The organism is Pseudomonas sp. MWU12-2037 (assembly GCF_023242345.1).
Classification (GTDB): domain Bacteria; phylum Pseudomonadota; class Gammaproteobacteria; order Pseudomonadales; family Pseudomonadaceae; genus Aquipseudomonas; species Aquipseudomonas gingeri_D.
Window position 1 is genome coordinate 203,176 of record NZ_JALLIZ010000001.1, and the last position, 20,665, is coordinate 223,840.

At 62.3% G+C, this 20,665-nt stretch carries 14 protein-coding genes; 7 read left to right on the forward strand and 7 right to left on the reverse strand.

Features of this window, described 5'->3' with window-relative positions; translation table 11 throughout:
* The first annotated feature begins 85 nt into the window (after positions 1 to 85).
* On the forward strand, positions 86 to 2,053 hold the full coding sequence (locus tag M5B42_RS00945; RefSeq protein WP_152737283.1) for a methyl-accepting chemotaxis protein: 1,968 nt from the start codon (positions 86 to 88) through the stop codon (positions 2,051 to 2,053).
* A 135-nt stretch (positions 2,054 to 2,188) separates the two neighbouring features.
* Here the strand turns inward: M5B42_RS00945 and M5B42_RS00950 are convergent, their stop codons facing one another.
* Positions 2,189 to 3,379: a benzoate/H(+) symporter BenE family transporter gene (locus M5B42_RS00950; protein WP_248744777.1), complete on the reverse strand. Its 1,191-nt coding sequence runs from the start codon at positions 3,377 to 3,379 to the stop codon at positions 2,189 to 2,191.
* 226 nt (positions 3,380 to 3,605) lie between these two features.
* Between M5B42_RS00950 and M5B42_RS00955 the strand changes: the two genes are divergently transcribed.
* Positions 3,606 to 4,370 (forward strand): GntR family transcriptional regulator, encoded by a 765-nt coding sequence (locus tag M5B42_RS00955; protein ID WP_100939121.1) that lies wholly within the window; start codon positions 3,606 to 3,608, stop codon positions 4,368 to 4,370.
* Between the two features lie 155 nt (positions 4,371 to 4,525).
* Here M5B42_RS00955 and guaD read toward each other — a convergent pair whose 3' ends face one another.
* Genes guaD through xdhA form a run of 4 tightly spaced genes read right to left on the reverse strand, consistent with a single transcriptional unit; the run spans position 4,526 to position 10,527 of the window.
* A complete protein-coding gene (gene guaD / locus M5B42_RS00960; RefSeq protein WP_152737285.1) occupies positions 4,526 to 5,830 on the reverse strand; it encodes a guanine deaminase in 1,305 nt (434 codons plus the stop codon).
* Positions 5,831 to 5,838: 8 nt separating this feature from the next.
* A complete protein-coding gene (xdhC, locus tag M5B42_RS00965; protein ID WP_248744778.1) occupies positions 5,839 to 6,681 on the reverse strand; it encodes a xanthine dehydrogenase accessory protein XdhC in 843 nt (280 codons plus the stop codon).
* A complete protein-coding gene (gene xdhB, locus M5B42_RS00970) occupies positions 6,678 to 9,080 on the reverse strand; it encodes a xanthine dehydrogenase molybdopterin binding subunit (RefSeq protein ID WP_248744779.1) in 2,403 nt (800 codons plus the stop codon). The genes xdhC and xdhB overlap by 4 nt, the downstream gene beginning before the upstream one ends.
* Positions 9,073 to 10,527, reverse strand: coding sequence for a xanthine dehydrogenase small subunit (xdhA, locus tag M5B42_RS00975; protein WP_248744780.1), 1,455 nt, complete (start codon positions 10,525 to 10,527; stop codon positions 9,073 to 9,075). Before xdhA ends, xdhB begins: the two co-directional genes overlap by 8 nt.
* 256 nt (positions 10,528 to 10,783) lie before the next feature.
* Between xdhA and M5B42_RS00980 the strand changes: the two genes are divergently transcribed.
* The 5 genes from M5B42_RS00980 to M5B42_RS01000 all read left to right on the forward strand — a co-directional run bounded on the left by M5B42_RS00980 (position 10,784) and on the right by M5B42_RS01000 (position 19,955).
* A complete protein-coding gene (locus tag M5B42_RS00980) occupies positions 10,784 to 11,443 on the forward strand; it encodes a GntR family transcriptional regulator (protein WP_103497392.1) in 660 nt (219 codons plus the stop codon).
* Between the two features lie 2 nt (positions 11,444 to 11,445).
* The gene (gene smc / locus M5B42_RS00985; protein WP_248744781.1) at positions 11,446 to 14,934 is read left to right on the forward strand and encodes a chromosome segregation protein SMC; all 3,489 of its coding nucleotides are present in this window, start codon (positions 11,446 to 11,448) and stop codon (positions 14,932 to 14,934) included.
* 262 nt (positions 14,935 to 15,196) lie between these two features.
* A complete protein-coding gene (zipA, locus tag M5B42_RS00990; RefSeq protein ID WP_248744782.1) occupies positions 15,197 to 16,042 on the forward strand; it encodes a cell division protein ZipA in 846 nt (281 codons plus the stop codon).
* 98 nt (positions 16,043 to 16,140) lie between these two features.
* A complete protein-coding gene (gene ligA, locus M5B42_RS00995) occupies positions 16,141 to 18,498 on the forward strand; it encodes an NAD-dependent DNA ligase LigA (RefSeq protein ID WP_248744783.1) in 2,358 nt (785 codons plus the stop codon).
* A 287-nt stretch (positions 18,499 to 18,785) separates the two neighbouring features.
* Positions 18,786 to 19,955: a putative zinc-binding metallopeptidase gene (locus tag M5B42_RS01000; protein ID WP_248744784.1), complete on the forward strand. Its 1,170-nt coding sequence runs from the start codon at positions 18,786 to 18,788 to the stop codon at positions 19,953 to 19,955.
* A gap of 7 nt (positions 19,956 to 19,962) precedes the next feature.
* Here the strand turns inward: M5B42_RS01000 and M5B42_RS01005 are convergent, their stop codons facing one another.
* Together M5B42_RS01005 and M5B42_RS01010 are read right to left on the reverse strand one after the other, a co-directional pair.
* Positions 19,963 to 20,244: a type II toxin-antitoxin system YafQ family toxin gene (locus M5B42_RS01005; RefSeq protein ID WP_248744785.1), complete on the reverse strand. Its 282-nt coding sequence runs from the start codon at positions 20,242 to 20,244 to the stop codon at positions 19,963 to 19,965.
* Positions 20,231 to 20,494, reverse strand: a complete 264-nt coding sequence (locus tag M5B42_RS01010; protein WP_248744786.1) for a type II toxin-antitoxin system RelB/DinJ family antitoxin — start codon at positions 20,492 to 20,494, stop codon at positions 20,231 to 20,233. The genes M5B42_RS01005 and M5B42_RS01010 overlap by 14 nt, the downstream gene beginning before the upstream one ends.
* Positions 20,495 to 20,665 lie beyond the last annotated feature (171 nt).

Sequence of the window (20,665 nt, forward strand, 5' to 3'; positions counted from 1 at the left end):
GTGCTTTACCCGTCCCGATTGCGAATCTGCATGAATCTTGAATGGGCGTGTGCACCTTCAGCATTCTAATCGGGGATTAAGCGCCATGATTTCTGCCGTGCAAGGACGTTTCGCCAATCTCGGTATGGCCAAGAAATTGGGTATCGGGTTTGCCTTGGTATTGCTGCTGACCGGTCTGGTGGCGGCGATCGGTGTCTGGTCCTTGCAAACCATCAGCTTGCGCTTCGATGGGCTCAAGCAGATGTCTTCGCTCAACAGCCAATTGCTCCGGGTGCGTTTGCTGGAGCAGGAATATGCGCTGCGTTCGGATCCCAAGACCGTCGATGCCCTGCATCAGGGCGTTGACGGCCTGTTGGCGCAGGCGCAGGTCCTCAAGGCGCAATCGGCGGCCAACGTGCCGGTCATGACCGACGTCGAGCAGGCCCTGGGTGCCTACCGCAAGGCGTTCGACGAATTCGTCGAACTGACCCAGACCAAGGACCTGGCGCTGGAAATGGCCAGTTGGTCGGTGTCCAGCGTGGCCAACAACCTGGATGTGCTCCAGGCCGGTTTGTCCGATGACGGTACCTATGCTCTCAAGGATTCCCAGGGCAAGGACGGCAAGGATTTTGTCGAGCAGGCCGGCCAGGTCAGCCATGTCTCGCAGTTGATGTTGCAGGCGATGAACGAGGCCCGGGTGCGCCTCGACCAGAGCCGCAAAGGCAATGAAGAGAACCAGAGCAAGGGCAAGATCGAGCAGGCCGACCAGGCCCTGGCCCAAGTGGAGGAACTCAAGACCTCGGTCAAGGACCCGGGCTATCAGACGGTGCTGACCGAGGTCAGTGGCCATATCGCCAGCTTCAGTGACAAGCTCACCGAATACACCGGCCTGCTGGAGCAGGAAAAAAAGGTTTACCAACAGTTGCATGAGCGCGCGGCCCAGGTGGTCGAGCGGGTCAACCAGGCCTATGCCGCCGAAGACCAGTCGATGCAGGCCGAACTGAAGAAAAACTCGCTGCTGATCATCGGCTCGTCGGCCCTGGCCTTGCTGGTCGGGCTGGTGGCGGCGCTGGTGATTACCCGTCTGATCGTTGCGCCGTTGCGCAGTGTGATCCTGGTAGCTCAGCAGATTGCCGCCGGTGACCTGACCGGTAAGGTGGAGGTCCGGCGTCGCGACGAAATCGGTCAACTGATGCAGGCCATGCAGCAGATGGGCGCGGGCTTGAGCGGCATCGTCAGCGGCCTGCAGGCCGGGATCGAGCAACTGGCGACCTCGGCGCATTCATTGTCGGCGGTTACCGAGCAGACCAATCTGGAAGTCAGCAGCCAGAAGGAAGAAACCGAGCAGGTCGCCACCGCGATGAACCAGATGACGGCCACGGTGCACGATGTCGCACGCAATGCCGAAGAGGCCGCCCAGGCGGCGCAGACCGCCGACGACAAGGTCGACAGCGGCCAGCAGGTGGTGCGCCAGAGCATGCAGCGGATCGAGCAACTGGCGGATTCGGCCAGTTCGGCGAGCCAGAGTATCGAAAGCCTCAGCGCGGAAATCCAGAATATCGGCACGGTGCTCGGGGTGATCAAGAGCGTGGCCGAGCAGACCAACCTGCTGGCCCTCAACGCGGCCATCGAGGCGGCCAGGGCCGGTGAGCAGGGCCGTGGTTTTGCCGTGGTGGCCGATGAAGTCCGGGCCCTGGCCAAGCGTACCCAGCAGTCCACCGAAGAGATCGAACGCCTGGTCAGTGCCCTGCGCACGGCCGCGCAGGCCTCGGTGCATCAGATTCAGAGCAGTGGCGAGTTGGTCAAGCTGGCGGTCAGCGATGCGTTGCAGACCGAGAGCGCGCTGGGCAGCATCGCCGCGGCGGTGTCGCTGATCCAGCAGATGAACCAGCAGATTGCAGCGGCGGCCGAGGAGCAGAGCTCGGTGGCCGAAGAGATCAACCGCAGCGTGACCAGCATCCGCGCCAGTGCCGATCAGTCGGCGCTGGCGATGCAGGGCAACGCGGCGTCAAGCATCGAGTTGGCACAGCTGGGGATGGAATTGAAGGGGATGGTCGGGCATTTCCGGATCTGATCCTTCAGGCCCGGTTGAATGCGTTCCCTGTAGGAGCCCGGCTTGCCGGCGATGGCGTCCGCAAGATCGACGCAAGACTTGCTGGCCTCATCGCCGGCAAGCCGGGCTCCTACAGGTTTTGTGGGGCTTCGGGATCTAGGCCTTGCGCCAATTGAGGATCAGCAGTGTCAGCACCCCCGCGACGATCCCCCAGAAGGCCGAGCCCACCGAAAACAGCGTGAACCCCGACGCCGTCACCATAAAGGTGATCAGCGCGGCTTCCCGCTCCTTGGGCTCGTTCATGGCCAGGCTCAACCCATTCATGATCGAACCGAACAGCGCCAGCGCCGCGATCGACAGCACCAGCTCCTTGGGCAGCGCGGCGAACAGTGCCGCGAGTGTCGCCCCGAAGGTCCCGGCAATCCCGTAGAAAATCCCGCACCAGACGGCGGCCGTGTAGCGCTTGTTCTTGTCCTCATGGGCATGGGCCCCGGTGCAGATGGCCGCGCTGATGGCCGCCAGGTTGATCCCGTGGGAGCCGAAAGGCGCCAGCAGCAGCGAGGCGATCCCGGTCACGCTGATCAACGGTGAGGCCGGCACGTTGTAGCCGTCGGCGCGCAGCACGGCGATACCGGGCATGTTCTGCGAGGTCATGGCCACCACGAACAATGGAATGCCGATGCTGATGGTTGCCGCCAGGGAGAACGAGGGCGTGGTCCACACCGGCGTCGCCACCTCCAGGTTGAAGCCGCTGAAGTCCAGCAAGCCCAACAGGCCCGAGACGGCTGTGCCGACCAGCAGCGCGGCAAGCACGGCATAGCGTGGCGACAGGCGCTTGATGATCAGGTAGCTGAAGAACATCCCCAGCACCAGCCCGGTGCGATGCTGCGCGGCGACGAAGATCTCGCTGCCGATCTTGAACAGGATGCCCGCCAGCAGCGCCGCCGCCAGTGACGAAGGCAGGCGCTTGACCAGCTTCTCGAAACTGCCGGTCAGGCCGCAGATCGTCACCAGCAGCGCGCAGGTGATATAGGCACCGATCGCCTCGCCGTAGGTCACCCCGGACAGGCTGGTGATCAGCAGGGCCGCGCCGGGTGTCGACCAGGCGATGGTGATCGGCGTGCGATAACGCAAGGACAGGCCGATGCTGCAAATCGCCATGCCGATCGACAGCGCCCAGATCCACGAGGAGATCTGTCCGGTGGTCAGTCCCGCGGCTTGCCCGGCCTGGAACATCAGCACCAGGGAACTGGTGTAGCCGGTCATCATCGCGATAAAACCGGCGACCACGGCGGAAGGTGAGGTGTCGGCCAAGGGGCGCAGGCGTGCCTGGGTGAGGTCGGTCATGGGACGGCATTCCTTGTACAGGGAAACAAGCGGTAACAGTCTGGGTAGACTAAACGTAAAGGTGCGGGCTGATTGCAATACAGCCGGCGCGGCAAACAGCCGTACAGTCGTGTTGGCACCCGGCTTTGTGTACAATGTGCCATGTTTTTACGCGCTACTTGTCAGTGACCCGCTGTGCCGTTCGCCAGTCGGGGTCCATTCGCCGCCGTCTCCGATCCGAGTGACCATGAACGAACAGTTGCAACCCCTCAAGAAACAACCGCGTGCCGGCAAGGCCGGTCGCACCGGGACCCAGGACGATATCGTCTACGCGCATATCTTCGAGGCCATTCTCGAACAACGGCTGGCGCCTGGGACCAAGTTGAGCGAAGAAGCGCTGGGGGAAATTTTCGGGGTCAGTCGCACCATCATTCGCCGTGCCTTGTCGCGCCTGGCCCATGAAGGCGTGGTGTTGTTGCGCCCGAACCGTGGCGCGGTGGTGGCGAGTCCCAGTGTCGAGGAAGCCCGCCAGGTGTTCCTGGCCCGGCGCATGGTGGAGAAGGCGATTACCGAGCTTGCGGTCTTGCACGCCACGGCTGAGGAATTGGCGCTGTTGCGGCAGATGGTCAACGATGAACGCGACAGTTTTTCCCGTGGCGATCGTGGGGCGGGGATCCGCCTTTCCGGCGAGTTCCACCTCAAGCTGGCGGAAGCGGCGAAGAATGCCCCGCTGATCAGCTTCCAGCGCAGCCTGGTGTCGCAGACTTCATTGATTATCGCCCAATACGAAAGCGGCAATCGTTCGCACTGTTCCTACGATGAACACACCCAGTTGATCGATGCCATCGAGGCCCGGGATGCGGTGCTGGCAGTGGACTTGATGATGCACCACATGGACCATATCGACAGCAAGCTCAACCTCGATGAAGAGAGTGCGTCGGATGACCTGCATGCGGTGTTCTCGCACTTGTTGCTGGCCAAGAAGCCGGGGCGGTCCGGGGCAAAGCTGTAGGCAATTGCCCGGTTCTGCCTTGCCACAATACTGTGTACCGATACGAACCTTGTAGGAGCAGGGCTTGCCCGCGAAGGCGGCCTTGAGATCGCTAAAAGCTTCGCGGGCAAGCCCTGCTCCTACAGGTTATGTGTTGTCGATGAGACTGGGTGCGCTCAGCGCTGATGCACCAGGTTCCCCGCCGCATAGGTCTGCTTCACCGTCCGGTCATCCCCCAGGGTCATCAGGACGAACAATATCTCGGCAATATTCCTGGCCTGCTTCAGGCGATAACTGAGCAGTGGCGTGGCGTGATAATCCAGCACCAGGAAGTCGGCGTCGCTGCCCGGTTGCAGGCTGCCGATCCTGTCCTCCAGGCGCAGCGCCCGGGCGCCGCCGAGAGTCGCCAGGTACAGCGATTTGAACGGACTCAACCGTGCCCCTTGCAGCTGCATCACCTTGTAGGCCTCGTTCAGCGTGTGCAGGATCGAGAAGCTGGTGCCGCCGCCCACGTCCGTGCCCACGCCAACATTCAACTTGTGTTTCTCCGCCATCGGCAGGTTGAACAAGCCGCTGCCGAGGAAGAAGTTCGAGGTCGGACAGAACGCCACCGCCGAGCCGGTCTGCGCCAGGCGTGCACACTCATCGTCACACAGGTGCACACCATGGGCGAACACCGAGCGCTCGCCGAGCAGTTGATAGTGGTCGTAGACGTCCAGATAACCCTTGCGCTCCGGGAACAGCTCCTTGACCCACTGCACTTCCTGCAGGTTCTCACTGATGTGGGTCTGCATGTACAGGTCCGGGTATTCCCCCAGCAGTTGGCCGGCCAGGGTCAATTGCTCCGGCGTTGAAGTCGGCGCGAAACGTGGTGTCACCGCGTAGTGCAGGCGACCCTTGCCATGCCAGCGCTCGATCAGCGCCTTGCTCTCCAGGTAGCCGGATTCGGCGGTGTCGGTCAGGTAGTCCGGCGCGTTGCGGTCCATCATCACCTTGCCGGCGATCATCCGCAGGTCGAGTTTCTCCGCGACCTCGAAGAAAGCATCCACCGATTGCGGGTGCACGCTGCCGAAGACCAGGGCGGTGGTGGTGCCGTTGCGCAGCAACTCCTTGATGAAGATATCCGCGACTTCCTCGGCATGGGCGCGGTCGGCGAACTGGCTTTCGCAAGGGAAGGTGTAGGTGTTCAGCCAGTCCAGCAGTTGCTCGCCATAGGCGCCGACCATGCCGGTTTGCGGCAGGTGGATATGGGTGTCGATAAAGCCCGGGGTGATCAGCGCGTCGGTGTGCTGGATGACTTCAACATCGGCGGGCAGGCTCGGCAGCAGCTCGCTGGCGGCGCCGAGGGCGATGATGCGGCCGTTCTCGACCACCAGCAGGCCGTCTTCGAAATATTCATAGGAGGCCTCGATGCCGACCTCGGCCGGATCGGCGAGGCTGTGCAGGAGGGCGGCGCGGTAGGCGGTACGGGTCGAAGGCATGGTCTTTCTCAGTGTGTGACCTGGCTGCGGCGCGAAGCCGGCAGCAGTTTGGCAATAGGTTCGGCGCTCGCGCTGTGCTGGCCGAAATTCGCGTTATAGGTGGCGATGATCTCGCCGGCGATGGAGATGGCGATTTCCACCGGCAACTTGCCTTTGACTTCGGCCAAGCCCAGCGGGCAGCGCATGCGTTGCAGCACGCTGGCGTCGAAGCCGCGCTCACGCAGGCGGTGTTCGAACTTGACCCGTTTGGTCTTCGAGCCGATCAGGCCGAAATAGGCGAAGTCGTTGCGCTTGAGGATCGCGGCGGTGAGTTCCAGATCGAGCGGGTGATTATGGGTCATGACGATGCAGTAGCTGCCCGCGGGCAGGTTGTCGATCTCATCCACCGGTTCCTCGCTGACGATCTTGCGCACACCGCTGGGTAGTTGCGCCGGAAACTCCTGTTCGCGGGAGTCGATCCAACGTACCCGGCAGGGCAGGCTGGCGAGCAAGGGCACCAGGGCGCGGCCGACATGGCCGGCGCCGAACACCGCGATTTCTGCCTGGACCTGGCCCATGGGCTCGAACAGCAGCACGGTGGCGCCGCCGCAGCACTGGCCGAGGCTGGCGCCCAGGCTGAAACGCTCGAGATGGGTGTTCTGCTGGCCGCGGGCGAGCATGTCCCGGGCGATCTGCATGGCCTTGTATTCCAGGTGACCACCGCCGATGGTGTCGAAGGCGCCGGCGGCACTGACGACCATTTTCGAACCGGCATTGCGCGGCGTCGAACCGAGCTCTTCGATGATGGTCACCAGCACGCAGGGCTCGCCCTGGTTCTGCAGGTCGGCGAGGGCGCTGATCCAGTAGTTCATAGACACCTCTCTGTCGTCTGTTCGACAACCGCGACCTGTTCCGCCTTGACCTGACGCATCTGCTCGCAGCCCCATAACACCCGCTCCGGCGTCGCCGGGGCATCGATTTTCGGTTGAACCCGATAATCCGCCAAGCTCGCCACCGCATCCTTGAGCGCACACCACACCGCAATCCCCAGCATAAAGGGCGGTTCGCCCACGGCCTTGGAATGGAACACCGTGTCTTCCGGGTTCTTGCGGTTCTCCACCAGCTTGACCCGCAGGTCCAGCGGCATATCGGCCACCGCCGGGATCTTGTAGCTGGCCGGGCCGTTGGTCATCAACTTGCCCTTGGCGTTCCACACCAGTTCTTCCATGGTCAGCCAGCCCATGCCCTGGACAAAGCCGCCTTCCACCTGGCCGATATCGATGGCCGGGTTCAGCGAGGCGCCGACATCATGCAGGATGTCGGTGCGCAGCATCTTGTACTCGCCGGTCAGGGTATCGACGATGACCTCGGCGCAGGCCGCGCCATAAGCGAAGTAATAGAACGGCCGGCCCCGGGCCTGGCTGCGGTCGTAGTAGATCTTCGGCGTCTTGTAGAAGCCGGTGCTCGACAGCGACACCTGGGCGAAATACGCCTGCTGGATCAACGTCTCGAAGGTCAGGATCTGGTCGCGTACCCGCACGTGGCCGTTGCGGAATTCCACGTCCGCCTCGCTGACCTTGTAGTGCCGCGCGGCAAACTCCACCAATCGCTGCTTGATGATCTCGGCGGCGTTCTGCGCCGCCTTGCCGTTCAGATCGGCACCGCTGGAGGCGGCGGTGGGCGAGGTATTGGGCACCTTGTCGGTGTTGGTGGCGGTGATCTGCACCCGATCGATTTCCACCTGGAACACCTCGGCCACCACCTGCGCGACCTTGGTGTTCAAGCCCTGGCCCATCTCCGTGCCGCCGTGGTTCAGGTGGATGCTACCGTCGGTGTAGATGTGCACCAGCGCCCCGGCCTGGTTGAGGAAACTGGCGGTGAACGAGATACCGAATTTCACCGGCGTCAGCGCCAGGCCTTTTTTCAGCACCGGGCTGTGGGCGTTGTAGCGGCGAATGGTTTCCCGCCGTTCGACGTACTGGCTGCTGGCTTCCAGTTCGGCGGTCATTTCCTCGAGCATATTGTGCTCGACGGTCTGGTAATAATGGGTGACGTTGCGTTCGGTCTTGCCGTAATAGTTGGCCTTGCGCACCGCCAGCGGATCGAGGCCCAGGTGCCGGGCGATGCTGTCCATCACCTCTTCGATGGCGACCATGCCTTGCGGACCGCCGAAGCCGCGATAGGCGGTGTTGGAAGCGATGTTGGTCTTGCAGCGATGGCCGTTGACGGTGACGTCGCCCAGGTAATAGGCATTGTCGGCATGGAACATCGCCCGGTCGACAATCGATGCCGACAGGTCTGGCGAACAACCGCAGTTGCCTGCCAGTTCCAGGTTGATCCCGTGCAGGCGCCCGCTGCTGTCGAAGCCGACGTCGTACTCGATATAGAAGGGGTGGCGCTTGCCGGTCATCAGCATGTCTTCGACCCGGGGCAGGCGCATCTTGGTCGGTTGCCCGGTCAGGCGCGCCACTACCGCACAGAGGCAGGCGGGGCTGGCGGCCTGGGTTTCCTTGCCGCCGAAACCGCCACCCATGCGCCGCATATCGACCACGATCTTGTTCATCGACACGTCCAGCACCTCGGCCACCAGCTTCTGCACTTCGGTGGGGTTCTGGGTCGAGCAATAGACAATCATCCCGCCATCTTCGGTGGGCATGACCGAGGAGATCTGGGTTTCCAGGTAGAAGTGTTCCTGCCCGCCGATATGCAGGTTGCCCTGGATACGTTGTTCGGCAGTGGCCAGGGCGGCGGCCGAATCACCGCGTTTATGGGTATGGCTGTCGAGCACGAAATGGCGTTTGCGCAGGGCCTCGACCACATCCAGCACCGGCTCCAGGTCTTCGTACTCGATCACCGCGGCCATGGCCGCCTGGCGTGCGGTATCCAGGTCGCGGGCGGCGACGGCGAGCACCGGTTGGCCGACGAATTCGACGATATCGATGGCCAGCAGCGGGTCGCCCGGCAGCAGCGGGCCGATGTCCTTGAGGCCGGGAATGTCTTCATGGGTAATGGCAATGCGCACACCCTCGAAGGCATAGCACGGCGCGGTATCGATGCTGAGAATGCGCGCATGGGCGCGATCGGACATCCGCGCATAGACGTGCAACTGGTTGGGGAATTCCAGGCGGTCGTCGATATACACCGCCTCGCCGGCCACGTGTTTGTCGGCGCTGTCGTGCTTGACGCTGCGACCGACGCCGGTGCTCAGGTCCCGGGCGAACAGTTCGGCCATCTCGGCCTGGGTTTTTTCCACGGCGTGAGGGTTAGACATAAGCGGTCACCCGAGTCTCGATGTGCGGTGTTTGCAGCTCGATAAAGTACTTGTGCAACAGGTTGCGAGCACTGAGCAGGCGATATTCCTTGCTGGCGCGGAAGTCCGACAGTGGAGTGAAATCCTCCCCCAGCGCCGCGCAGGCACGTTCCAGGTTGTCCTGGTTCCAGGGCTGGCCGACCAGGGCGCGTTCGCAGGCACGGGCCCGTTTGGGAATCGCCGCCATGCCGCCGAAAGCGATCCGCGCCTCGGCCACGACGCCGTTTTCGAGGCGCAGATTGAAGGCTGCACAGACGGCTGAGATATCGTCGTCCAGGCGCTTGGAAACCTTGTAGGCACGGAACTGCCATGCGGCATCGGCCCGGGGCACAATGATGCTTTCGATAAACTCGCTGTCCTGGCGCGCGGTGACCCGGTAATCGATGAAATAGTCTTCCAGCGCGAGGGTGCGCGTGCTGTCGCCCTTGCGCAGCCGCAGTTGTGCGTTCAGCGCGATCAACAGCGGTGGTGAATCACCAATCGGCGAGGCATTGCCGATATTGCCGCCCAGGGTGCCCTGGTTGCGGATCTGCAGGGAGGCGAAGCGTTGCAGCAGTTCGCCGAAGTCCGGGTACTCGGCCTTGAGGGCGGCGTAGCAATCGGAGAGTGGGGTCGCGGCGCCGATTTCCAGGTGATCTTCAAAGGTCTCGATGCGCTTGAGTTCGGCCACATTGCCGACATAGATCATCACCGGCAGGGTACGGTGGAACTGGGTGACTTCCAGCGCCAGGTCGGTACCGCCGGCCAGCAGTCGGGCTTGCGGATAAGCGTCGTAGAGCGCGGCCAGGTCGGCGACCGTCAAGGGCACCAGGCAGCGCTTGTCGCCGCTGTTCAGTTCCGCGGTTTCGGTCGGCGCGATGGCCTTGAGGCGGGCGATGGTTTCGGCTTCGCGGGCATCGAACTGGTCGGCCGGCTTGTTGCAGCAGGCGCGCTCGGCGGCGGCCAGGATCGGCCGGTAGCCGGTGCAGCGGCAGAGGTTGCCGGCCAGGGCTTCATGGGCCTTGTGGCTGTCCGGGGCATCGCTGTTCTTTTGCAGGGCGAACAGCGACATCACGAAGCCCGGCGTGCAGAAGCCGCACTGCGAGCCATGGCAGTCGACCATGGCTTGTTGCACGCTGTGCAGTTGGCCCTGATGCTTGAGGTCTTCAACGCTGATCAGTTGCTTGCCGTGCAGCGACGAGACAAAGGTCAGGCAGGAATTGAGGCTGCGATAACGGATCTGCTCCTGGCCCGAAGCGTCGCAATGCAGCTCGCCGACCACCACGGTGCAGGCGCCGCAATCGCCGCTGGCGCAGCCTTCCTTGGTGCCGGGTTTGCCCAGGTGCTCGCGCAAATACTCGAGCACCGTCAGATTCGGGTCCAGGGCGTGCTCGCGGCGGAGTTCCTGGTTGAGTAAAAACTGGATCACGGAAGGCCTCGCAGACTCATTATTGTTGTTGACCGATGGGCAGAATCTAGTGATATCTGACTTTTCGGTCAACAAATATCTGACCTTAGGGTCAGGAAAATCTCGCGATTGAAAGCATGGAGCGCTTTCTCCCAGTCTAGCTGCTGAAATAATTGCGGGATTCGTGCCAAATTCCGCCTCAGGAGCCCTGCGCCACCCGGTATCAAGTGCGCTACACTGCGCCGCTTGCACTGATCGAAGATTTTGAAGGAAAACCATGACGTTCAAGGCGCCGGACAGCCTCGCCGAGCAAATTGCTCACCACCTCGCCGAACGCATCATTCGCGGCGACCTCAAACCCGGGGAGCGCATCCAGGAACAGAAGGTTACGCTGGCGCTCAATGTCAGCCGTGGCTCCGTACGCGAAGCGCTGCTGATTCTCGAGCGCCGCCATCTGATTGCCATCCTGCCCCGGCGCGGTGCCCATGTCACCGAGCTCACCGCCCACAAGGTGCAGAGCCTGTGCACCCTGATGAGCGAGTTGTACATCCTGCTGGGCAATGCCGTCGCCCAACGCTGGAAGGAGCAGGCCGACCTCGCGCCGTTTCTGCAACTGCAGCAGCGCCTGAGCGCCAGCTTCGAGAACGCGGATATCCGCACCTTCGTCGAAGACAGCTTCAATGTGATGCGCGCGGCCTTTCCGTTCGCCGACAACCCGTACCTGCAGGAAACCGTCGAGAACCTGCAGCCGGCCATGAGCCGCGCCTATTACCTGGCGCTGGAGCGGCGCAAGGCGGAAATGAGCGAATACCTGACCCTGTTCGCGCAACTGCTGGCCGCCGTCATGGCCCGCGACCTGCCGCTGATCCGCACGGTCCTGGCCAATTACGCCCAGCGTAGCTGCGACATCGTCCTGTCTGCCCTGGCGGTCGACTAAGCGTGCGGCTCAAGTGCATCAAGTTGGCGGGGTTCAAATCCTTCGTCGACCCGACCACGGTGAACTTCCCCAGTAACATGGCGGCGGTGGTCGGTCCCAACGGTTGCGGCAAGTCGAACATCATCGACGCCGTCCGCTGGGTGATGGGCGAGAGCTCGGCGAAGAACCTGCGCGGCGAGTCGATGACCGACGTCATCTTCAACGGCTCCACCAGCCGCAAGCCGGTGAGCCAGGCGAGCATCGAACTGGTGTTCGACAACTCCGACGGCACCCTGATTGGTGAATACGCCGCCTACGCGGAAATCTCCATCCGCCGCAAGGTCACCCGCGACAGCCAGAACAGCTACTTCCTCAACGGCACTAAATGCCGGCGCCGGGACATCACCGATATCTTCCTCGGCACCGGCCTGGGTCCGCGCAGCTACTCGATCATCGAGCAGGGGATGATCTCCAAGCTGATCGAAGCCAAGCCCGAGGACCTGCGCAATTTCATCGAGGAAGCGGCGGGCATCTCCAAGTACAAGGAGCGCCGTCGCGAGACCGAAAACCGTATTCGTCGCACCCATGAAAACCTGGCGCGCCTGACCGACCTGCGCGAAGAGCTGGAGCGCCAGCTCGAACGCCTGCACCGCCAGGCCCAGGCCGCCGAGAAGTATCAGGAATACAAGGGCGAGGAGCGTCAGCTCAAGGCCCAACTGTCGGCCCTGCGCTGGCAGGCACTGAACGAGCAGGTCGGCCAGCGCGAAGCGATTATCGGCAACCAGGAAATCAGCTTCGAAGCCCTGGTGGCCGAGCAGCGCAATGCCGATGCCAGCATCGAACGCCTGCGCGACGGGCACCATGAACTGTCGGAACGCTTCAATCTGGTGCAGGGGCGCTTCTATTCGGTCGGTGGCGATATCGCCCGGGTCGAACAGAGCATCCAGCACGGCCAGCAGCGTCTGCGCCAGTTGCAGGACGATCTGCGTGAAGCCGAGCGCGCCCGTCTGGAAACCGAATCGCACCTGGGTCACGACCGCACCTTGCTGGCGACCCTCGGTGAAGAGCTGGCCATGCTCGAACCCGAGCAGGAGCTGACCAGCGCCGCCGCCGAAGAAGCCGCCGCCGCGTTGGAAGAGTCGGAAACCACCATGCACGGCTGGCAGGAACAGTGGGACCACTTCAACCTGAGCTCGGCCGAACCGCGGCGCCAGGCCGAAGTCCAGCAGTCGCGCATCCAGCAGCTGGAAACCAGCATGGAGCGCCTGGCCGAGCGCCAGCGGCGTCTGGCCGAAGAGCGCGCCTTGCTCTCGGCGGACCCGGAAGACGCGGCCATCCTCGAACTCAGCGAGCAGTTGGCCGAGAGCGAGCAGACCCTGGAAGATTTGCAGGCCAGCGAAGAAGGCCAGGTCGAGCGCCTGGAACAACTGCGCCAGGATTTGCAGCAGGCCATGCAGGATCAGCAACAGGCCCAGGGCGACTTGCAGCGCCTCAATGGCCGCCTGGCCTCCCTCGAAGCCTTGCAGCAGGCGGCGCTCGATCCGGGCACCGGCACGGCCGAGTGGCTGCGTGAGCAGCAGTTGGCGCAGCGTCCGCGCCTGGCCGAAGGCTTGAAGGTCGAGGCTGGTTGGGAGCTGGCGGTGGAAACCGTGCTCGGCGCCGACTTGCAGGCCGTGCTGGTGGATGATTTCGCCGGTCTCGACCTCGGCGGTTTCCAGCAGGGCGACCTGCGCCTGCTCAGCCCCGCGCCGGACGGCACCCGGGTGCCGGGCAGTCTGCTGGAGAAGGTCGAGGCGGATATCGATCTGTCGCCCTGGCTGGGTCAGGTCAAGCCGGTTGAAAGCCTTGAGCAAGCCTTGTCCCTGCGCGGTCAGTTGGCGGCCGGGGAAAGTCTGATCAGTCGCGACGGTTTCTGGGTCGGGCGGCATTTCCTGCGCGTGCGCCGGGCCAGCGAGGCCGAGAGCGGCGTGCTTGCCCGTGGTCAGGAAATCCAGCGCCTGGGCCTGGAGCGTGAAGAGCGTGAAGAAACCCTGGCCAGCCTCGAAACCCGTTTGCAAACCCTGCGCGCCACCCAGCGCCAGCAGGAAACCGGACGTGAGCATCTGCGTCGTCTGCTGCAGGACGAAGCCCGCCAGCAGGGTGAGCTGAAGGCCAAGCTGTCGGCCAGCAAGGCCAAGGCCGAGCAACTGCAATTGCGCCGTACCCGTCTCGATGAAGAGCAGAATGAACTGGGCGAGCAGCGTGCCCAGGAACACGAAGAAGTCGGTGAGGCCCGCCTGCAACTGCAAGAGGCCCTCGACACCATGGCCGTCGACACCGAGCAACGCGAGTTGCTGCTGGCCCAGCGCGACAGCCTGCGCGAGCGCCTCGATCGGGTTCGCCAGGAAGCCCGCCAGCACAAGGACCATGCCCATCAACTGGCGGTGCGCCTCGGCTCCCTCAAGGCCCAGCATGATTCCACCCGCCAGGCCCTGGAACGCCTGGAGCTGCAATCCGAGCGCCTGAGCGAAAAGCGCGAGCAGCTGAGCCTGAACCTGGAGGAGGGCGAGGCGCCGCTGGAAGAGCTGCGCCTCAAGCTCGAAGAACTGCTCGACAAGCGCCTGAGCGTCGACGTCGAACTCAAGACCGCGCAGATCGCCCTGGAAGACGCCGACCGCGAGTTGCGTGACGCCGAAAAACGCCGCAGCCAGGCCGAACAGCAGTCACAGCTGATTCGCGGCCAGCTCGAACAGCAGCGTATGGAATGGCAGGCCCTCAACGTACGACGCAAGACCTTGCAGGATCAGTTGCTGGAAGACGGCTACGACCTGCACGGCGTGCTCGCCACCCTGACGGCCGAGGCCAGCGAGAAGGAAGCCGAGGAAGAACTCGAACGCATCGCCGCGCGCATCCAGCGGTTGGGCGCGATCAACCTCGCGGCCATCGACGAATACCAGCAACAATCCGAGCGTAAACGTTACCTGGATGCCCAGAACGCCGACCTGGTGGAAGCCCTCGATACCCTGGAAAACGTGATTCGCAAGATCGACAAGGAAACCCGCAATCGCTTCAAGGACACCTTCGATCAGATCAACGCCGGCATACAAGCTTTGTTTCCAAAAGTGTTCGGCGGCGGCAGCGCTTACCTGGAGCTCACCGGTGATGATCTGCTCGACACCGGGGTCACCATCATGGCGCGGCCCCCGGGCAAGAAGAACAGCACCATCCATTTGCTCTCCGGCGGCGAAAAGGCCCTGACCGCCCTGGCCCTGGTGTTTGCCATTTTCAAATTGAATCCGGCACCGTTTTGTATGCTCGACGAAGTTGACGCGCCGTTGGATGACGCTAACGTTGGACGGTATGCCCGACTTGTCAAAGAGATGTCACAAACGGTGCAGTTCATCTATATCACCCACAACAAGATCGCCATGGAAATGGCCGATCAACTGATGGGCGTGACCATGCACGAGCCGGGTTGCTCACGGCTGGTGGCGGTGGATGTGGAGGAGGCCATGGCCCTGGTGGACGCCTGAATCGTCCGCCGTTGAGGCAAAGATATTCGAGGCGTAAGGGGATTTCCTTGGGCATTGTGGGAACTAGCACTGATCCTTGGGGACTTATAAATGCAAGCCTGTACGACAGACGGTGTAAAGTTTCCTTGTGTCGTGTTAATTTAATGTCAAGTTTTCTTGTGCGTGGGAAAAAATGCCTGTCAGAACATAGAGTTGGCGCCACGCTTTAAAGGGGTTTCAGCCCTTTCTTCATAGAACCATTTATTTAGAGGCACGGGATTACATGGAAATCGGTCTGCGCGAGTGGCTGATCGTCATCGGCATCATAGTCATTGCCGGTATTCTTTTTGATGGCTGGCGCCGGATGCGCGGTGGCAAGGGCAAGCTCAAGTTCCGTTTGGACCGGAGCCTGTCGAACCTGCCGGACGAGGACACCAGCGCCGAATTGCTGGGCCCGGCCCGGGTGCTGGACACCCACAAGGAACCTCAGCTGGACGAGCATGACCTGCCGTCCGTGAGCATGCCGGCGCGTGAAGGCCGCGAGAAGCTGTCCAAGCGCGGCAAGCGTGGTGGCGAGCCGAGCCAGGGCGATTTGAACCTGGACCTGGATGAAGGCCCGAGCTTCAGCAGCCGCGACGATGACTTCCCCGAGGAAGGCAACAAGCCGGCGGCGCGTCAGGAAAAGGAACAGCCGGCAGCGGAAGAAGTGTTGGTGATCAGCGTGATCAGCCGCGACGCCAACGGTTTCAAAGGTCCGGCGCTGTTGCAGAACATTCTGGAAAGCGGCCTGCGTTTCGGCGAGATGGATATTTTCCATCGCCACGAAAGCATGGCGGGTAACGGCGAAGTGCTGTTCTCCATGGCCAACGCGGTGAAGCCGGGTGTCTTCGATCTCGACGATATCGACCACTTCACCACCCCGGCGGTGAGCTTCTTCCTCGGTCTGCCGGGCCCGCGTCATCCGAAGCAGGCGTTCGACGTGATGGTCGCCGCCGCTCGCAAATTGTCACAAGAGCTCAATGGCGAACTGAAGGATGACCAGCGTAGTGTGCTGACCGCCCAGACCATCGAGCACTACCGTCAGCGCATCGTCGAGTTCGAACGTCGCGCCTTGACCCAGAAGCGTTGAATGGCTGAGCGCTTTGCGCTCATCGCCAGCGAACCGGCTCCTACCGCACTAACATATTGAGCAGCCTCGGCTGCTCTTTTTGCTTTTGAGAGAACTCCATGACCGCCGCCCACACCCGGATTCTAGAGCTGCGCGCTGAACTGGATCAGCACAACTACCGTTACCACGTCCTCGACGAGCCGAGCATTCCGGACGCCGAGTACGATCGCCTGTTCCACGAACTCAAGGCCCTGGAGGCCGAGCATCCGGAACTGGTCAGCGCCGATTCACCGACCCAGCGCGTCGGCAGCGCGGCACTGTCGGCCTTCACCCAGGTCCGGCATGAAATCCCCATGCTCAGCTTGGGCAACGCCTTCGAAGAAACCGATATGCGTGAGTTCGATCGTCGGGTCAGCGAAGGCCTCGACCTGCCGGCTGGCGACCTGTTCGGTGGCGGCGCCGAAGTTGAATACAGTTGTGAACCCAAGCTCGACGGCCTGGCGGTCAGCCTGCTGTACCAGGACGGCGCCCTGGTCCGTGGCGCCACCCGTGGCGACGGCACCACCGGCGAAGATATCAGCGTCAATGTGCGCACCGTGCGCAACATCCCCCTCAAGCTTCACGGCAGCGGCTGGCCGGCGACCCTGGAGGTGCGCGGCGAAGTCTTTATGTCCAAGGCCGGCTTCGAGCGCCTGAACGCCTCGCAGCTGGAAGCCGGCGGCAAGACCTTTGCCAACCCGCGCAATGCTGCAGCCGGCAGCCTGCGCCAGCTGGACTCGAAGATCACCGCCAGCCGTCCGCTGGAGTTCTGCTGCTACGGCCTGGGCCAGGTGTCCGCCGAGATTGCCGACACCCATATCGGCAACCTCCAGCAACTCAAGGCCTGGGGCATGCCGGTCAGTCGTGAACTGAAGCTGGCGAAAGGTATCGGCGAGTGCCTGGATTATTACCGCGATATCGGTGAGCGGCGTAATGCGCTGCCGTACGAAATCGACGGCGTGGTGTTCAAGGTCAACAGCCTGGCGTCCCAGCGTGAACTGGGTTTCCGCGCCCGCGAACCGCGCTGGGCGATTGCCCACAAATTCCCGGCCATGGAAGAGCTTACCGAACTGCTCGATGTGGAATTCCAGGTCGGTCGTACCGGTGCCGTCACCCCCGTGGCCCGACTGAAACCGGTCAAGGTCGCGGGCGTGACCGTGTCCAACGCCACCTTGCACAATATGGATGAAGTGGCCCGTCTGGGACTGATGATTGGCGACACCGTGATCATTCGCCGGGCCGGCGACGTGATTCCGCAAGTGGTGCAGGTCGTGACCGAACGGCGCCCGGACAATGCCCGCGCAGTGCAGATCCCGGAAAGCTGCCCGGTGTGCGGCTCCCATGTCGAACGCACGCAACTGGTCAAGCGCAGCAAGGGCCGCGAGACGATCAGCGAAGGCGCGGTGTATCGCTGCGTTGGCCGGCTGGCCTGTGGCGCGCAGCTCAAGCAGGCGATCATCCACTTTGTCTCCCGTCGGGCCATGGATATCGAAGGCCTGGGCGACAAGACTATCGAGCAGTTGGTGGATGAAAAGCTGATCGCCTCGCCAGCGGATCTCTACACCCTGGCATACGAGCAGATCGTCGACCTGGAAGGTTTTGCCGAACTCTCGACACGCAACCTGCTGGAAGCGATTGCCGACAGCAAGAAGCCGAGCCTGGCGCGGTTTATCTATGCCCTGGGTATTCCCGATGTGGGCGAGGAAACGGCCAAGGTCCTGGCACGTACCCTCGGCTCGCTGGAGCGGGTCATGCAGGCGCTGCCGTCGGTGCTGACCTATCTGCCGGATGTCGGCATGGAAGTGGCCCATGAGATCCACAGCTTCTTTGAAGACGAGCACAACCGCACGGTTATCAAGGAACTGCTGGAGCGTGGGCTGGAATTGCAGGACCAGGGGGAGCTGGGCGCCGAGTTTGCCGCCAGCACTACCCTGGGCGGGCTGATCGCCAAGCTGGATATCAGCTCGGTGGGGCCGACGGCGGCGGAAAAGCTGGCGACCAAGTTCGGTTCGGTCGAAGGCGTTATCGCGGCGGACTGGCTGGATCTGCGCCAGACCTTGAGTGAAAAGCCGGCCAATGCCGTGCGTGAGTTCTTCGCCCAGCCGGAGAATGCCCGGCGAGCCTTGGCGATTGAAGCGCAACTGCGTGATTTCGGCATGCATTGGCAGAGCGAGAAAAAGGCTGTTGAAGGCTTGCCGCTGGCGGGGCAGACCTGGGTGCTGACTGGCTCGTTGGAGTTGATGAGCCGTGATGTGGCCAAGGACAAGCTGGAAAGCCTGGGGGCCAAGGTGGCGGGCTCGGTCTCGGCCAAGACCCACTGCGTGGTGGCGGGCCCGGGTGCCGGCTCGAAACTGGCGAAGGCTAACGAACTGGGGCTCAAGGTGCTGGATGAAGAGGCGTTCGTGGCGTTCCTGAAGGGCCGTGGTATCGAAGTCTAAGCCCGAAAGTGCCGCAATCTCCTGTAGGAGTCGGCTTGCTGGCGATGGCGTCCTGGAGGCCGCCAAAAGCTTCGCTGGCAAGCCATGCTCCTACAGGCCTAGGTCGTACACACAACTTTCATCCGACACGAAACTGTAGGAGCAGGGCTTGCCCGCGAAGAGGCCCTTGAGGCCACCAAATCTTCCGCGGCGAGCCACGTTCCGACCGCCGATGTTTCTTCCCTGCATCAGGGAACCCACCACCGCGCCCAATGATCTAGTCTAGGCAGGCCCCTGGAGAGATCGCCATGTACCGGTTCTTCGAACAACTCAGTTCCCGCATCGCCGCGCCCTTCATCAGCGAACCCTCGCGCAACAGCAAGGTCTGGCGTTGCCGTTGCGATCAATCGGTATTCTTCCGCAACAGCCAATGCCTGGCCTGTTCCGCGGCCCTGGGCTACGAGCCTCAGGGCAGTGTACTGTCATCCCTCCAACCCGGCCCCTACCCAGAGAGCTGGCAACTGGACACCGACCCCGACGCAGGCCTGTTCCGCCGCTGCGCCAACCTCGACACCGCGGCCGCCTGCAACTGGGTGATTCCCTACGCCCACGGCAGCGCCCTGTGCACTGCGTGCGCCCTCAACCGGACCATCCCCGACCTGTCCATCGCGGAAAACCCGGATCGTTGGCGCAAGGTCGAAACCGCCAAGCGCCGCCTGGTGGCCCAGCTGATCACCTTGGGCCTGCGAGTCATCCCGAAAACCTGGGACGAAGAAAGCGGCCTGGCCTTTGACTTCGTCGGTGTCGACCTGGAGGGCAAGGCCCCCATGACCGGCCACGCCAACGGCCTGATCACCCTCGACATCAAGGAGGCCGACGACGAACACCGGGAAAAAGTCCGCGTGCAGATGCGCGAGCCGTACCGCACCTTGCTCGGCCATTTCCGCCATGAAGTAGGTCATTACTACTGGGATCGACTGATTGCCAACAGTCACTGGCTGGAACCGTTTCGCGGCCTGTTCGGTGACGAGCGCGCCAGCTATGCCGACGCCCTGGAGCGTCATTACCAGCAGGGTGCCCCGCAGGACTGGTCGCAACACTTCGTCAGCGCTTACGCGACCATGCATCCCTGGGAAGACTGGGCTGAGACCTGGGCGCATTACCTGCACATGATGGACGCGGTGGACACGGCACTGGGCTTTGGCATGAGTGCCAAGGAATCGGATTTCGACTACCCGTCGTTTCCCCTGAGCGCGCTCTACGACCCGCAACATCCGGAGGGGCCGGCGTTCCTGTCGTTCGTCAACGCCTGGATCGAGCTGGCGGGCATGCTCAACGAACTGTCCCGCAGCATGGGACAGCCGGATTTCTACCCCTTTGTGCTACCGCCGGCGACCATCGCCAAGCTGCACTTCATCCACCTGGTGATCCAGGAGGAGGGTGGCCGGGCGGATGAGGTGTTGCAGGTCGCGTCCTGAGGTTTTTTTACAAGCCCAGTTCGCTGTGTGAGCCGAGTCGAACGAGTTGCAGGATCGTGTCATCTGGTTTGCGATAAATCATCACCAAGTCTGGTTTGACGTGACAATCCCTGAAGTCTTTCCAGTTGCCGGTAAGCGCATGATCGCGGTGCTTTTCGGCCAATGGTCGATCATTCGCCAATGCTGTGATGATGGGCACAAAATCCCTTTGTAACGTTTCCCGATGCCGACCTTTGGTTTCTCGTTTGTAGTCGCGTTTGAACTGCCCCGTTTGCTCAATCTTCCGCATTCAGGTCCGCCATCAAGTCCTCTACGGAGTCGAACGACTTCAAGCCGCCTTGGCGGGCTTCCTTCATGGCGTTCAAGGTGGTGGCGTTCGGTACCAGTGGTTCGAACGGTAGTGCTTTTTCTTGGGCAACACGGGTCAGCATCATGCGGAAGGCATCGGATATGGTCAATCCCATTGCGGCGAGTACGACAGTCGCCTCTTCTTTAATGTGCTCATCAATACGAGCACGAACTACTGCATTTGCGGACATGGTTTGATTCTCCAGGCTGTTGGGCCACATTGTAGCCCAGCTACTAGCCTGTTGGCATTGCGTGCTTTTTAGCATCGATTCTCACCAAAAATACGAGGTGGCCAGAGGCCGGGTTTGGCTCGCTGTCTCTACTGAGCCGTGCCCGTTAGCATCCACTCAATTCTCAGTGCG